This is a genomic window from Pedobacter sp. Leaf132 (assembly GCF_920984695.1).
Classification (GTDB): Bacteria; Bacteroidota; Bacteroidia; order Sphingobacteriales; family Sphingobacteriaceae; genus Pedobacter.
Window position 1 is genome coordinate 109,116 of the sequence record NZ_CAKLBO010000006.1, and the last position, 16,494, is coordinate 125,609.

9 protein-coding genes are annotated in these 16,494 nt (G+C 37.2%); all 9 read left to right on the top strand.

The window, feature by feature from the left end:
• The first annotated feature begins 243 nt into the window (after positions 1 to 243).
• On the top strand, positions 244 to 3,264 hold the full coding sequence (locus LUA86_RS12775; protein ID WP_231463305.1) for a TonB-dependent receptor: 3,021 nt from the start codon (positions 244 to 246) through the stop codon (positions 3,262 to 3,264).
• Positions 3,265 to 3,284: 20 nt separating this feature from the next.
• Positions 3,285 to 4,835: a RagB/SusD family nutrient uptake outer membrane protein gene (locus tag LUA86_RS12780; protein WP_231463307.1), complete on the top strand. Its 1,551-nt coding sequence runs from the start codon at positions 3,285 to 3,287 to the stop codon at positions 4,833 to 4,835.
• An 11-nt stretch (positions 4,836 to 4,846) separates the two neighbouring features.
• On the top strand, positions 4,847 to 5,734 hold the full coding sequence (locus LUA86_RS12785) for a LamG domain-containing protein (protein ID WP_231463309.1): 888 nt from the start codon (positions 4,847 to 4,849) through the stop codon (positions 5,732 to 5,734).
• Between the two features lie 440 nt (positions 5,735 to 6,174).
• Positions 6,175 to 9,189 (top strand): TonB-dependent receptor, encoded by a 3,015-nt coding sequence (locus LUA86_RS12790; RefSeq protein ID WP_231463311.1) that lies wholly within the window; start codon positions 6,175 to 6,177, stop codon positions 9,187 to 9,189.
• 11 nt (positions 9,190 to 9,200) lie between these two features.
• Positions 9,201 to 10,685 (top strand): RagB/SusD family nutrient uptake outer membrane protein, encoded by a 1,485-nt coding sequence (locus tag LUA86_RS12795; RefSeq protein ID WP_231463313.1) that lies wholly within the window; start codon positions 9,201 to 9,203, stop codon positions 10,683 to 10,685.
• Between the two features lie 18 nt (positions 10,686 to 10,703).
• Positions 10,704 to 11,534: a LamG domain-containing protein gene (locus tag LUA86_RS12800; RefSeq protein ID WP_231463315.1), complete on the top strand. Its 831-nt coding sequence runs from the start codon at positions 10,704 to 10,706 to the stop codon at positions 11,532 to 11,534.
• Positions 11,535 to 11,607: 73 nt separating this feature from the next.
• A complete protein-coding gene (locus LUA86_RS12805; RefSeq protein ID WP_231463316.1) occupies positions 11,608 to 13,275 on the top strand; it encodes a glucoamylase family protein in 1,668 nt (555 codons plus the stop codon).
• Positions 13,276 to 13,290: 15 nt separating this feature from the next.
• Positions 13,291 to 14,658 (top strand): glucoamylase family protein, encoded by a 1,368-nt coding sequence (locus LUA86_RS12810; RefSeq protein ID WP_231463318.1) that lies wholly within the window; start codon positions 13,291 to 13,293, stop codon positions 14,656 to 14,658.
• Between the two features lie 78 nt (positions 14,659 to 14,736).
• Complete coding sequence (locus LUA86_RS12815) at positions 14,737 to 16,482, top strand: discoidin domain-containing protein (RefSeq protein WP_231463320.1); 1,746 nt, start codon at positions 14,737 to 14,739, stop codon at positions 16,480 to 16,482.
• Positions 16,483 to 16,494: the final 12 nt, after the last annotated feature.

Consider the following 16,494-nt stretch of genomic DNA (forward strand, 5'->3'; position numbering starts at 1 on the left):
TCATTACCTCTCAAATCATCACAACAACAAATTATATATCAACTGTGTATAATTTACACTACGTTTTACATTAGCAATAATATTATTGGCATTCAAGATAGTTTTTTAGCATTTTATTATTTGCTAATAAATCTATAATTTAAGATGCATAGCTGCTGATGTACTAATGTTGTAGTAATATGTTTGGGCATGTAAAAGATCTAAGACATCTTTGTTCCAAATTTTTCAACCAAATTATAAAGCATGAAAAGAATCTTTACAAAATTTTCTGTTCTGTCTCTATTTTTTTTACTTACAACTAATCTAACATTTGCGCAAAACCTAACCGTTAAAGGGACGGTAATGGACGGCGGCGATAAGTCGACAATTCCAAGCGTTAGCATTTTAGTTAAGGGTACACAAATAGCTACACAAACAGACGCATCAGGGGCATATAGCATTAGTGCTCCGCCGAATTCTACTTTAATTTTTACATTTATTGGTTACGGTACACAAGAAATTCCAGTAAATGGACGTACAACTTTAAATGTTGTGTTATCATCAGCAAACCAAGAATTAGAACAGGTTGTTGTAGTTGGTTACGGTACACAAAAGCGTAAAGACTTAACCGGTTCAATTTCTAGTGTTAACGGAGATGAATTAGCCAAAATGCCGGCTGTAAATCCGTTGGCTTCACTACAAGGTAAGGTGGCAGGTTTAACAGTTGTAAATTCCGGAGGTCCTGGTGCTCAACCTGTAATCCGTATAAGAGGTATTAGCAGTACTAATAGTGCATCTCCTTTGTATGTTGTAGATGGCTTATTGCAAGATAATATTGATTACTTAAATCCAGCGGACATCGAATCAATTGATTTATTGAGAGACGCATCATCTGCGGCAATTTACGGTTTAAGAGGTGCAAATGGTGTAATTGCTGTAACAACAAAAAGAGCGGCACGTGGCCAAACCAGGATTAATTTTAATTCAAACATTGGCGTTCAAAAAGTTATCGATAAAATTGATGTAACTGATGCCGAGGGATTTAAAAAACTATACTCTACCCAATTGACTAACATTGGAGCGGCACCATTTGATTTTTCAAACTATACCGCAAATACCGATTGGCAGAATGAAATTCTTCGCACTGCGATGATAAATACAAATAGCTTGAGTTTTAGCAATAGCGGAGAGAAATCAACAACGTTAGTTAATTTAAGTTATAACAATCAGGAAGGTGTTGTTAAATACAGTAGTTATGAAAAATATGTTCTACGCTTAAGTGAGGAAATTAAGGTAACCAATAAATTTAAAATTGGTGGAGAGATTACTGGTTTCTTGGCTAAACCAAATGGCACCGGTGTAAGTTTAAATAATGCAATTTGGGCAGCGCCCATTGTGCCAATCCAACTAAATGAAAATACTTACTATTCTATGCCATCGTTTCAAAGAGCGCAAGTGGGAAATCCAATTTCGGCTATTATGCGATCAGATAGAACATCTATTAATAAGGTTTTCCGTTTTAATGGTAGCATATTTGCAGAATTAACATTTTTGAAAGACTTCAAAATTAAATCTACCTTTTATGGCGATTTTGGTTTTAATCATTCAAGAGGATACTCAAGACCTCCATTTTTCGTTGCAAACATCGGCGAAAATGGCGCACAAACTACAATTGTTAGAGACGATCAATTCCGCTCAACAGTTAGCCAAAATCAATCAGAAACACATAGATATCAACAAGATCATACCTTAACTTACGAGAAATCATTAGAGGGTGGGCATAGAATTACCGCATTAGCCGGTTTTACATCGTTGCGTTTTGCAGGCTCAAATGTAGGCGGTAGTAGAACAGACAGTACATTAGTTGTTCCGGGAGATCCGGATTTATGGTATTTAGGTATCGTAAACGCAAATAATATATTGGCAAATAGTGGCGGTGGTAGCGAAGAAACAAACGTTGGTGCATTTGCCAGAGTAAGCTATAGTTTCAAAGATAAATATTTATTCAACGGAACCATTAGAAGAGATGGAAGCTCACGTTTTTCACCACAAAACAGATGGGGAACTTTTGGAAGTGTAGGTTTAGGCTGGGTAGCCAGCGAAGAAGCATTTTTTAAATCTAACATAAAAGGAATTGATTATTTAAAATTGCGTGCTTCGTGGGGTCGTCTTGGCAATTCTAACGGTGTTTCGCCTAATCTTTATCAACAAGGTTTATCAAATGGTTCAACAGCTGTTTTCGGTGAAAATGTTTACACGGCAATACAAAATTCTTACATTCCTGATCCAAATTTAAGATTTGAAATTGTACAGGGTTTAGATTTAGGGCTTGATTTAAAAGCCTTTAATAATCGTTTTAACGCCGAAATTAATCTATATAACAAAACAACTGATGGTATTTTAACCAGTTTCCCTCTACTTGCAGGTCAGTTACCTTACTTTACCAACTTAGGTAAAATTAATAACCGTGGTATTGAGGTAAGCTTAGGATGGAGCGATAAAATCGGAGATTTCATCTACAACCTTTCCGGAAATTTCAGTTACAATAAAAATAAAGTAGAATCTTTAGGTAATACAACCGAATTTCAGATTACTGGAAACAGTGGTGTAAACTTAACCAATTCTGGGCAATCTATTGGTTATTTTTATGGATACAAGCAAATCGGAATTTATCAAACTGCCAAAGAAATGTTAAACCAGGCACAATTTTCTAATTCTCAGCTTGGAGATATTGCTTATCAGGATACAAACGGCGATGGTGTGATTACTGCTGCCGATAGAACCTATTTAGGAACTCCATTCCCTCCATACAGTTATGGAATGAGTTTATCTTTAGGCTATAAAGGCTTTGATGCACTTATCGAAGGACAAGGTGTGGCAGGAAATAAAATCTACACTGAACGTCGTACCGCAAATTTTGCTACTCTTAATTACGAAAGCAACAGGTTAAATGCGTGGACTGGTCCTGGAACTTCAAATGTTGAACCAATTTTGGATAATACAAGAGGTAATAACTTTTTATTCAGTTCTTACTTTTTAGAGCCTGGAGATTATTTCAGACTTCGTACTGTACAATTAGGTTATACATTTGCACCAACAATGCTGAGCAAAATAGGTGCTCAGAAACTTAGAATTTATTTAAGTGGCCAAAATATCCAAACGTGGACAAAAGCAACAGGATACACCCCAGAAGCCCAAATCGGAAGTATTTTAGGTGGCGGTGCAGATAACGGAGTTTATCCGGTTCCTGCTATTTATTCGTTCGGATTGAATGTTACTTTCTAACTAAATTAAAGGCTTAAAAGATGAAAATATTCAATAATTATAAAAGAAACATTGCACTTGGCATATTGGCCATTGTTGCAGCTTCGACAAATTCGGGTTGTCAAAAATTTTTAGATACCCAAAGGCAAGGTGAATATACTGCCGATGATTACCCTTATCCGCAGGGTGGAACGCCTTATGATACTTTTTTGTTCTCTGCATATAGTGCACTAAGAGCATACAATTACATATCGGATGGTTTCATGGTTGCAACTAGCATCAGAAGTGATGATGCTGATAAAGGCAGTACGCCTACAGATGGCGGTGCCGATGTAATCGCAATGGATAACTTCCCTGCTTTAACCAACGGAAGGGTTAACACGTTATGGACAGAATATTACACCATGATTAATAGATGTAATACCATTATCGACCAAATTTATAATAACCCGGATATTATAGCTAATGACCAGCAAAAAATTCAGGCTGAAGCAGAGGCTAGATTTCTACGTGGATATTCATATTTCTTCCTCGTTAGAGCCTATGGCAGAGTTCCAAAAATTGATAAAGTTTTGGATGTAACTTCAAACATAGCTCAGAGTAGCCCGGAAGTAATTTATGCTTTGGTAGAATCCGACATGCAATTTGCAGCGGCAAATTTACCCTTGAGCTGGCCAAGTAAATTCATCGGTCGCCCTACGAAAGGTTCGGCAAATGGCATTTTAGCCAAAGCTTATCTTTACCAAAAAAAATGGGGTATGGCGATGTCTGCAGCCAGTCAGGTTATGAATTCAGGGCAATACGATTTAAGCGTATCTTATAATGACATCTTCAGCGAAAAAGGTGAAAATAGTAGAGAATCCGTATTTGAAATTCAAGCAACTGCGAGTGCAACAGTCCAAACTGCCAATGGTGTACAATATGCAAGTATTCAGGGCACAAGAGGAAATACTACCGAATGGAACAGAGGTTGGGGCTGGAACTCACCAAGTGCCGCTCTGGAAGCAGCTTATGAGGCCAACGACCCTAGAAAAGCCAGAACAATCCTTTACAGCAGTATTGCAGGTAAAGATAACTTTACTTTATATGGTCAAAAAGCGCCGCTTTATCCAAGCGAAGTGCCAAATTTAAAATACAACCATAAAGTTTTAGTGAATCCAACTTACATTGCTGCATATAATAACCGTGGTGGTTGGTGGATGAATGTTAGAATTCTTCGCTATGCGGATATCGTTTTAATGTTTGCAGAAGCTGCAAACGAAGTTGGTGGAGCAGCAAATACAACTTTAGCCCTAGATGCATTGAATAGCATTAGAACAAGAGCAAGAATTGGCGCACCGGCAGGCACATTGCCAAACATAACTACAACTGATCAAAATGCATTGAGAAATGCAATCAGACAAGAAAGAAGGATTGAATTAGCTATGGAACATGAGCGCTTTTTTGATATTGTACGTTGGGGAATTGATGCTGAAGCGATGCAAGCCGCAGGCAAAACAAGTTATAATCCTAATAGAGATAGATTGTTACCCATACCGCAACAGCAAATTGATTTAAGTAAAGGTGTATTAACTCAAAATAACGGTTACTAATTTATATAAAAATGAAAAGATCAAAAATATATAAGTTGAGATATTTATTGGCTTTTATACCAGTTCTCTCCTTATTTTCATCTTGTGAGAAAGATGGAAATCCAAATAATTTACCTGAATTAGATCCCAATGATTATGCTGGCACGGTTGGAGGCTTCAAAACATCAGATGAAATACTTAAAGATAATTTAGTTGCATATTTTAGTTTTGATGATACCTACAATGAAAAACTAACAAATACAGCACCAACTTCTAAAACCGGAGATTCGTTTGTGGACGGTTTTAAAGGTAAAGCATTGAATTTAAATGCAGGTTACCTTTATTACGCCACTCAATTTGCTGCCTTTAAGCAAGAAGCTTTTAAAAGCTTTACCATTAGCCAATGGATACAAATATCAAACAATGGATCCAAAAGAACGATGTTAACACAGTTTGCTCGTCCCGGTATTTTTGATGGAAATTTAGACATTAGGTTAAACACAAACAGTTATCCGGCAAGCAACATTGATGTACTTAAAGTTGGCCCAAGATTCTCAACAATCGGTGGTGGTTCTCAAGATAATCTGAACGCAACTAAAACACCAAAAATTGGACCCGGAAATTGGGTTCATTTAGTTTTAAGTTATAATGGCTTAACAGGAAGATTCAATATTTTAACCAATGGTGAAAACATCGGCAGCTATTCTGATAGAGGAACTGGAAATAACTTATTTAAATCGAACGAGCCAAATGAATTAATTATTGGGGCAAATTATAACCTCATTCCTGGTAAATCTGTAAGCACAAATACAGAATATGGCTTAATGACTGGCAAGATAGATGAAGTAAAAATCTATAATGCTTTTATGCCTGACGCAGTTGTTAAAGCAATGTATGATTTAACCGTTGCCGGAAAATAATTTACAGATAATCTTTTTTAATGGGAATCTAAAAAAATAGATTCCCATTTTTTCTAAGACATGTAGATTTGTTAAGTATTTATTCCTGTATGCTATACAAGTTAAACATGGTTGCTAAACTTTGTTTACAACCGTACCGGGAACGATTGCATTTAACAACATTTTTATTACATAACCATTTCACATCACTACATCATTACCTCTCAAAAGCATTTTTCTACATCACAAAAACACTTCGTGTACTTTTTACACTTGTGTAGGTTTAATTTATCAGTTTCCATTTTAAAAACTGTGTTTTTAGCCTGTTTTCGTATTTGGTATTCATTTTTGAGATAGTATTCTTTTCATGTTGATGTACTAATGTTGAGGTAGAAACACTTGCACAAGCAAAAAAACAACCTCACATTTATCTTAACAATTAAACTAAATTTTAATAAAGCATGAAAAGAATCTTTACAAGAATTTCTGTTCTGGCCGTATTTTGTTTACTCGCAATTAACGTAGCATTTGCGCAAAACATTACTGTAAAAGGTATAGTGAGAGATGGAGGTGATAAAACGACCATCCCTAGCGTAAGCGTATTAGTTAAAGGGACAACAATTGGTACACAAACAGATGCATCGGGAGCGTATAGCATTAGCGCACCAGCAAACGCAACATTAGTATTCCAATACTTAGGTTACACCTCACAAGAAGTTGCTGTTGGTAACCGTACTACAGTAAATGTAGAATTACAATCATCATCACAGCAATTAGAGCAGGTAGTTGTTGTTGGTTATGGTACTCAAAGAAAAGTAGATGTTACCGGTTCAGTAGCGACCGTAAAAGGAGAGGAAATCTCTAAACAAGCATCAGTAAACCCAATTAGTGCATTACAAGGTAAAGTTGCCGGTGTAAACATCACCAATTCTGGTGCACCTGGTTCATCTCCAAAAATCACAATTCGTGGTACGGGTACTATTTATGGTAACACCGGTGTTTTATACGTAGTAGATGGAGTTTGGTATGATGATGTTACTTTCTTAAACCCTAGCGACATTGAAAGTACAAGTATTTTAAAAGATGCATCGTCACAATCGATTTATGGTATCAGAGCGGCGAATGGAGTTGTTTTAATCACTACAAACAGAGGTAAAAAAGGCGAAGCAACTATTAGCTATAATGGTTCTGTAGGTTTTAAAGCTGTAACTAACCAGGTCGAAATGGCAAATGCATCTGAGTATGCAACGCTTATCAACGAATTATCAGCAATTAATGGTGCTAACCCGTTATTTTCTAATCCGGCATCATTCGGTACTGGAACAAACTGGTATAATCAGGTTTTAAGAAACGCATTACAAACCAATCATCAGATTTCGGTTAATGGTGGCGCAGAAAAAACAACTTACAATTTCTCTTTAGGTTATACCAAAGAAGATGGTATTGTTAAAACAGAAGGATGGGAACGTTACACCGCTAAATTATCAAACGACTTCCAAATCTTAAAGCCATTAAAAGTTGGTTATACAGTATCTGGTACAGCAATAAGCTCAAGAGATAAAGATGATGGCATTTTTCGCCAGCTTTATGCAGCAGGCCCGGTAGTTCCGGTTTATTATGCTGATGGTAGTTATGGTGATGCGAATGATTTTAGCTTAGGTGGTGGTAACAACTTCAATCCACAAGTTACAATCGATTATTTTAATCAAATATCAAGAAACTATCGTATTACAGGTAATGTTTATGCAGAATTAAACTTCGCTAAAAACTTCACATTTAGAACAAGTGCAGGTGGTGATTTTGGTCAGAACGAGGTTAGAGGTTACACACCTTTATACGCTGCAACTCAGGGTCAACGTACTACACAAAGTACATTAAGAGTTAACAGAAACGAAACCAGAAACTGGATTTTAGAAAATACATTAACCTACAAAAACACTTTTGGCGAGCATAATTTAACGGTTTTAGCTGGACAAACCGCTCAAAGAAGAAAATCTTTCTTTACAAATGCAACTGCATTTGATGTGCCTTACACCAGTGATGGTGATTTATATCTATCATTAGGAACTGCAGCAACGCGTACTATTGTTGATGGTGGTAGCTTAGGTACTTCTGCATCATATTTCGGACGTGTTAATTATTCATTTAAAGATCGTTATTTATTAAACGCTACTTTACGTGCTGATGCTGCCTCGCAATTTTATGGCGGTGGAGACCTTTGGGGTTATTTCCCTTCAATTGGTGCGGGTTGGGTTCTAAGTAGTGAAGACTTCATGAAAGACCAAAAGGTTTTCAATTACTTAAAATTAAAAGGTTCTTGGGGTAAAGTTGGTAACGCAGGTGTACCAGTAAATCCAACTACTTTAACGGTTAGCCAAGGCGGAAGTTTAGTAGCCTTTTACAATGGTGTAGGTTACACAGGTGCAAGTATCGATATGATTGTTCCTACCTTCTTAAACTGGGAAAGAACTGTTGGTACTGATATTGGTTTAGAAGCTAGATTTTTGGATAACCGTTTAAGCATCGAAACTGGTGTTTACAACAAGAAAACGCAACAGGCAATCTTCGGTATTCCGGTATTTTCATCTCTTGGTACATCATCAGGAAGATTAATTGGAAACCAGGCAGATATCCAAAACCGTGGTTTCGAGTTTTTAGGAACTTGGTCTGATAAAACTGCTGGTGGTTTGAGGTATTCAGTTAGCGGTAACATTGGTATCAATAACAACAAAATTTTATCTGTTGTAACTGGTAAAAACCCAATTTATGATGGTGGAGCTGGTATCGCAAATGGTGCTCTAGCAACATACACTGTAGAAGGTGGACCAATTGGTGCATTTTACGGTTATGATGTAGCAGGAATTTTCCAGACTACTGCAGAAGCTTCTTCTTCAGCTCAACCACTTGCTAAACCAGGAGATTTTAAATATGTTGACCAAAATGGTGATGGTATTATCGATGGAAAAGACCGCGTTGTTTTAGGTAATCCAAACCCTAAATTTAATTACGGAATAAGTACAAGCTTTGATTATAAAAACTTCGATTTCTCATTCGATGTTCAAGGTGTAGCTGGTGTTGATGTTTACAACGCAAACTTAGCTTACCGTTTCGGTAACGAGAACTTTAGCAAAGATTTCTATGATAACAGATGGCGTGGTGCTGGTACATCTAATACCTACCCTTCTGTAAGTATTGGTTCTACAGCTAATGCAGCTCCAAACTCATTCTATGTTGAAGATGGTTCATACATCCGTTTAAGAAATGTACAATTAGGTTATTCATTACCTTCTTCATTAATGAATAAATGGAAAACACAAAGAGTTAGATTTTTCGTTGATGCTCAAAACGCAATTAACTTATTTGGCTACAGAGGATTTACACCAGAAATTGGTGGTAACCCAGGTAGTTCAGGTATAGATGCAAGTGTTTACCCACTATCTGCAACTTATAGATTAGGTCTTCAAGTTACTTTCTAATTAATAAAGCGATGAAATTAAATTATAAAAATACTTATATACAAAAAATTGGAGTGATTGCAATTTGCTCTAGTCTTTTTGCTTTGCCTGCATGTAAAAAAAGCTTTTTAGATGTAGAACCGCAGGCACAACAACCAGCAGTATCTTTCTGGAAAACTCAGGAAGATGCCACTAAAGGGGTTAATGCTATTTATGCTAACCTTAGAAGCTGGGAAAACACCGCTTTTCCGGCCTTGGCTGTAGAGAGCATTGGTGGCGATGACGCTGAAAAAGGTAGCTCTGCAAATGATGCCAGTTATTTAAACAGTTTTGATAATTATACGGTAACATCTACTGAAGGCCAATTATTAGGCTTTTGGACTGGTCAGTATAAAAACATCAACTATTGTAACCAGGTTTTAGATAACGTTCCAAACATTTCGATGGATGCGAACTTAAAATCACGTTATTTAGCTGAAGCAAAATTTGTTCGTGCTTATTCTTATTTCAGATTAGTAAGAGCATTTGGCGATGTGCCATTGCGTTTAAACGTTGCAAAAGATGTTAGTGAATATAACATTCCAAGAACACCTAAGGCACAAATTTATGCAGCTATCGAAAAAGATTTAGCTGATGCTGCTGCTGCATTACCTCAAGCGTATGCTTCTGCAGATATTGGTCGTGCTACAAAAGGTGCTGCAATGGCTTTAAATGCTAAAGTTGCAATGTATCAAGGCAAATGGGATCAGGTTTTAAGCCTAACAAATTCAGTAATGGGTATGGGTTACAATTTAGTTCCGAATTTTGAGCAAGGTTTCCGTTTAAACAACGAAAACAGCGTAGAGTCTGTATTTGAAATTCAATGCGAAATTATTCCTTCAATTGCAGGTTCTGCAACTTCACAGTATAGCCAAGTGCAAGGTGTTAGGGGTTCTGTTGGGGGTTGGGGTTTTAACGTTCCAACAGCTACTTTAGCAGCTGCCTTTGAAACTGGTGACCCAAGAAGAGATGCAACAATCATTTTTAGAGGCGAAACTACTCCACAAGGTGATGCGATTGCGGCAACTGGCGATAATCCAATGTACAACCAGAAATCTTATGTTCCGTTTAACTTAATCATTACCGGTTTTAACGAAGGTGCCCAGCAAAATGTTAGGGTAATCCGCTTTGCTGATGTATTATTAATGAATGCTGAAGCAGCTAATGAAACTAATAATGCAGCCTTAGCCAGAACATCTTTAAACCGTGTACGTGCAAGAGCAAGAAATGGCGCTGCAGGTATTCTTCCTGATGTAACTACTTCTGATAAGGAAACATTACGCCAGGCAATTTGGAAAGAAAGACAAGTAGAATTGGCAATGGAATCTGATCGTTATTTTGATGTAATCCGTCAGGGTCGTGGTACAGCTGTATTCGGACCAAAAGGTTGGAAAGCTGGCAAAAATGAAGTTTGGCCAATTCCATCAAACGAGATTGATATCAGCGTAGGTGTGTTAACACAAAATCCAGGTTATTAATTGTTTATTTCAATAAAAATGAAAACAAAATATTTCTTATTAATGGCAGCTGTAACCCTGGGGTTATCATCTTGCCAAAAAGAATTTGACCCATCTAGCTATGCTCCGGCATTAAACATTGGTGGTTTCACAAGTTCTAAACAGATTGGTGCTGCAAATTTAGTTGCATACTGGGCTTTCGATGGCAGTTTAATTGATAGCGTATCAAACACAGCAGGAACAAATACAGGTACAAGTTTTGGTGTGGGTGTTAAAGGTAAATCATTACAAGGTGCTACAGATAGCTATTTCTTGAGTGTGCCATCTACTAAAGTAACTGGTTTAAAAAGCTTTACCATTACAGAGTGGGTAAATACACCTGCTCCATCAAACGGTATCATTGGCCTTTTCAGCCTTTCTAATAAATCTCAGTTTTGGGGAAATTTAGAAGTGTTTATCGAAAATGGTAGTACAAATGATAATGCAACATTAAAATTTGTATTTACAAACAATGGCACTGGCGATAAAACTTATACAGTAAGTAACGTTGTAAACTTCTTTGGTAAATGGAATGCATTGGCATTTTCTTATGATGAAGCAACAGCTACTATTAAGGTTTTTGTGAATGGCTCTAGGGTTAGCGTTGGTAAAATTGATGGATTAAGTGGTCCGTTAAACTTTGTTAACTCCGGCAACCTGGTTTTCGGAACTACACAGTTCATGACTACGCCAAGCCAAACAACAAGCCACGGTAAAGAACCTTGGGCTAGCTATTTAACAGGTAAGTTAGATGAAGTTAAGATTTTCAATAAAGTATTAACTGAAGAAGAAGTTGGATACCTTGCTAAGTTAGAAGGTAGAGGTAAATAATCTTACCAACTCAAATATTAAGGCAATAAACAATTAAGGGTTGCCAATTGGCAACCCTTTTTAATTACATGTAATGATAAAAGTATATCCATTAATTCTAATTATCTCTCTTTTCTTCTTTGCATGCAAAAAAGGCAGCACACCTGCTCCTATTGATCCGGTAGTACCACCAACCTCTTTCTCTTTTTCAGATTTAAAAGTAAACGGAACATTTACAGGTTTTACTTATTATGGATTAAACAATATCCCGGTTGTAAAACTCACATTTTCATCCCCAATTAATCTCTCTTCCATCAACGGAAACATAACATTAACAGATGCAGCAGGAACAATTACTGCATTTACCTCAACTTTAGAAAACAATGATAATACTGTTGTAATTACACCTTCCGTAGGATTACAACCGATTACAAAATATACATTAACTGCAAGCACAAATTTACTATCAAAAGCAGCCACAAAATTACAAAGCAACGTTACCGTTAATTTAATTACCGCGGTTGACGATGCAGATAAATTTCCTCGCATAAGCGATGAAGAATTGTTAACACTGGTTCAAAAGCAAACCTTTAAATATTTCTGGGATTTTGGCCACCCAAATAGTGGTTTAGCAAGAGAACGAAATACAGCCGGAAACACCGTAACTTCTGGAGGTTCAGGATTTGGCATAATGGCCCTAGTTACGGGTGTAAACAGAAATTTTATCAGCAGAGCTGAAGGATTAGCAAGAATGCAGAAAATTGTTGCTTTCTTGAAAACCGCAGAACGTTTCCACGGGGCTTACCCACATTGGCTTGATGGAAATACTGGTAAAGTTATTCCATTTAGTACAAAAGATAATGGTGGCGACTTAGTCGAAACTTCATTTTTAATGGCTGGATTAATTACAGCCCGCCAATATTTTAATGGCGCCGATGCAAATGAAACTACCTTAAGAGCAGACATTAATGCAATCTACAATGGTGTAGAATGGAGTTGGTATCGTAGAGATAACAGCAATACACTTTATTGGCATTGGAGTCCAAACTACAACTGGGACATGAACCTTCCGATTAAAGGCTGGAATGAGTGCCTAATTACCTACGTTATGGCTTCTGCATCTACAACTTACAATGTTCCAAAAACGGTTTATGATAATGGTTGGGCGCAAAATGGTGCAATGAGAAATGGTAATACTTATTATGGCGTTCAGTTACCTTTAGGCCCACCAAGTGGTGGCCCACTTTTCTTCTCTCATTATTCTTTCCTTGGGATAAACCCCAAAGGCTTAACCGATGCTTATGCCAATTACGAAACACAAACCAAGGCACATGCTCAAATCAATTATAACTATTGCAAAGCAAATCCGATAGGATATTATGGCTACAGTGAAAATTGTTGGGGCTTAACAGCAAGTGATATTAGTGGAGGTTATACGGCCAGTTCACCTACTAACGACGTTGGTGTAATTGCGCCAACCGCAGCACTTTCATCATTTCCGTATACACCAAACGAATCAATGGCTGCTTTAAAATATTTCTATTATAAATTGGGTAATAAAACCTGGGGAGATTATGGTTTTTATGATGCTTTCTCTTTGAAAGACCAATGGTTCGCATCCTCAACCTTAGCCATTGATCAGGGCCCGATAATCGTAATGATTGAAAACTACCGTACAAATTTAATTTGGAATCTGTTTATGAGCGCACCCGAGGTTAAAGCGGGTATGCGAAATCTGGGTTTCTCTAGTCCAAATCTATAATACATCTCTACCTTGATGAAATTTACACTAAAAACATTTTTAATTATTCTAATCGGCGCAAGTAGCCAAATTACTGCTTGTGCCCAATCTTTCGAGAGCATAAAAGCAGCACCTGCAATTAAGAAAAATCTAACTGATGATCAATTGCTGGATGTTGTGCAAAAACAAACCTTCCAATATTTTTGGGATGGTGCAGAACCTAATTCGGGAGCTGGCAGAGAAAGATATCATGAAGACAACATCTACCCTGAGAATGATAAAAGTACCGTTGCAACTGGCGCTACAGGCTTTGGATTAATGGCAATCTTGAGCGGAATAGATAGAGGTTATGTGACCAAAAAAGATGGTTTGGCACGTTTAAATAAAATCTTAAATTTTCTGGAAAAGGCAGATCGCTTTCATGGCGCATGGCCACATTGGATTTATGGTGAAACCGGAAAGGTTCGTCCGTTTGGAAGAAAAGACAATGGCGGCGATTTAGTAGAAACTTCTTTTGTTGCACAGGCTTTAATCTGCATCAATCAATATTATAAAAAAGGAACAACTGCAGAGAAGGCTTTGGCTAAAAAAGCTGATGAACTTTGGCGTGGTATAGATTTTAATTGGTACCGTAACGGAGGACAAAATGTACTTTACTGGCATTGGTCGCCCGAATATAGGTGGGAAATGAATTTTCCTGTTAAAGGTTATAACGAGTGTTTGATTATGTATGTTCTAGCCGCTTCCTCTCCTACTCATACTGTTCCGGCTTCAGTTTATCACGAAGGTTGGGCTCGAAAAGGAGAAATTAAAGCAAATTTTGAATTATACGGCCATCCGTTTACAATGGATTATCAAGGTCAAAAAAATTCTGTAGGGCCACTGTTTTGGGCACATTATTCATATTTAGGTTTAAACCCGAAAGGCTTAAAAGATCGTTATGCAGATTATTGGCAAAATAACGTAAATCATACATTAGCCATTCACGATTATTGCGTAAAAAACCCAAAGGGCTTTAAAGGATACGGTGAAAACAATTGGGGATTAACAGCAAGTTATTCTGTTAAAGGTTATGCAGCTCATAATCCGCAGGAAGATTTTGGCGTAATTTCTCCAACGGCTGCAATTTCATCTATTCCTTACACACCTAAAGAGTCCATCAAAGTTATCAGACATCTTTATGAGAATTTAGGCGATAAAGTTTGGGGAAAATATGGTTTTTATGATGCTTTTTCAGAAACTGATAATTGGTACCCAAAACGCTATTTAGGCATAGACCAAGGACCAATGGTGGTTATGATTGAAAACTATCGCTCTGGTTTGTTATGGAAGTTATTTATGAGCAGCCCTGATGTTAAGAAAGGCCTGGTTAAATTGGATTTTAAAAGCCCTGGATTAAAATAGATCGTCATTGCGAGGCACGAAGCAATCTCTTTCTTCTGAGATTGCTTCGTGCCTCGCAATGACGTAATTACTTTAACTATGAAGAAAACCATACTAACATTTTTCCTTATCACCATTGTTTTTACGGCGTTTGCGCAGAAGCAAAAAACATACTGTAATCCAATCAACGTAGATTATGGCTACACGCCTTTCGAATCTTTTACAGAATGGGGCCGGCATCGGGCAACTGCAGACCCGGTTATAGTTAATTACAAAGGCGAATATTTGTTATTCAGCACAAACCAGTGGGGCTATTGGCACAGTTCAGACATGCTAAACTGGAAATTTATAGAACGTAAGTTTCTTCGCCCATGGAATAAAACCAAAGATGAACTTTGCGCTCCCGGCGTTGGCATAATAGGCGATACAGTTGTAGTTTTTGGAAGTACTTACACTAAAAATTTCACCTTGTGGGGAAGTACCGATCCATTAGGCAATAAATGGTTTCCTTTGGTCGATTCACTTGAAATTGGCGGATGGGACCCTGCGTTTTTTACTGATGACGATGGCAAATTTTACATGTACAATGGCAGCAGTAATAATTACCCAATGTATGGCGTAGAGTTAGATAGAAAAACATTTAAACCAATAGGTACACGCATGCCAATGTATTTACTGCAAAGCTGGAGATATGGATGGCAACGTTTCGGTGAATACATGGATGATACTTTTCTCGATCCTTTTGCAGAAGGCGCATGGATGACCAAGCACAACGGAAAATATTATTTTCAATATGGTGCACCCGGAACAGAATTTAGTGGGTATTCGGATGGTGTTGTTGTGGGTACAAAGCCCTTGTTTTACGATAGCCCATTTACACCACAATCCGACCCTTTGAGTTATAAAGGTGGTGGATTTTCTCGAGGCGCTGGTCATGGTGCAACCTTTCAAGATAACAACAAACAGTATTGGCACATTTCTACCAGCATAATTTGCGTTAAAAATACCTGGGAAAGAAGAATGGGTATTTGGCCTACAGGTTTCGATAAAGACGATGTGATGTGGACAAATACTGCCTTTGGCGATTATCCGCTATATCTGCCATCTGAAAGAAAAGAAGGCGGACCAGCCGGACCGGGGTGGATGCTGATTAATTATAAAAAACCAGTTACGGTTTCATCAACATTGGGTTCATTTAATGCAAATAACGCTGTCGATGAAAGTATAAAAACCTATTGGAGTGCAAAAACATCCAACAACGGAGAATGGATTCAAACCGATTTAGGAAGTTTAGCTACGGTAAATGCCATTCAGATAAATTATGCAGATCAGGATGCTGAATTTTTGGGCAAACAAATAGGCATCTTCCATCAATATAAAATTTTATCGTCTGTTGATGGAAAAAATTGGACAACCCTTGTAGATAAAAGCCAAAATAAAACTGATGTTCCGCATGATTACATCGAGCTAGAAAAACCTGTAAAAACAAGATTTATAAAAATGGTAAATATCCACATGCCTACCGGAAAATTTGCAATAAGTGGTTTAAGAGTATTTGGAAACGGTAACGGACAAAAACCTGATGCTGTTAAAAATTTAATTGTTTTAAGAACCGAAAAAGATAAGCGTAGTGCATACATCAAATGGCAGCCAGTTGATAATGCTTTTGCCTATAATTTGTATTATGGTACAGCGCCAGATAAGCTTTACAACTGCATTATGATACACGATTTTAATGAGCATTGGTTTAAAGCAATGGATAGTCAAAAAGCATATTATTTCTCAATTGAAGCGATAAATGAAAATGGTGTATCATCAAAAACTGATGTTAAAAAAGTAGAATAGTAAAAGAATAAC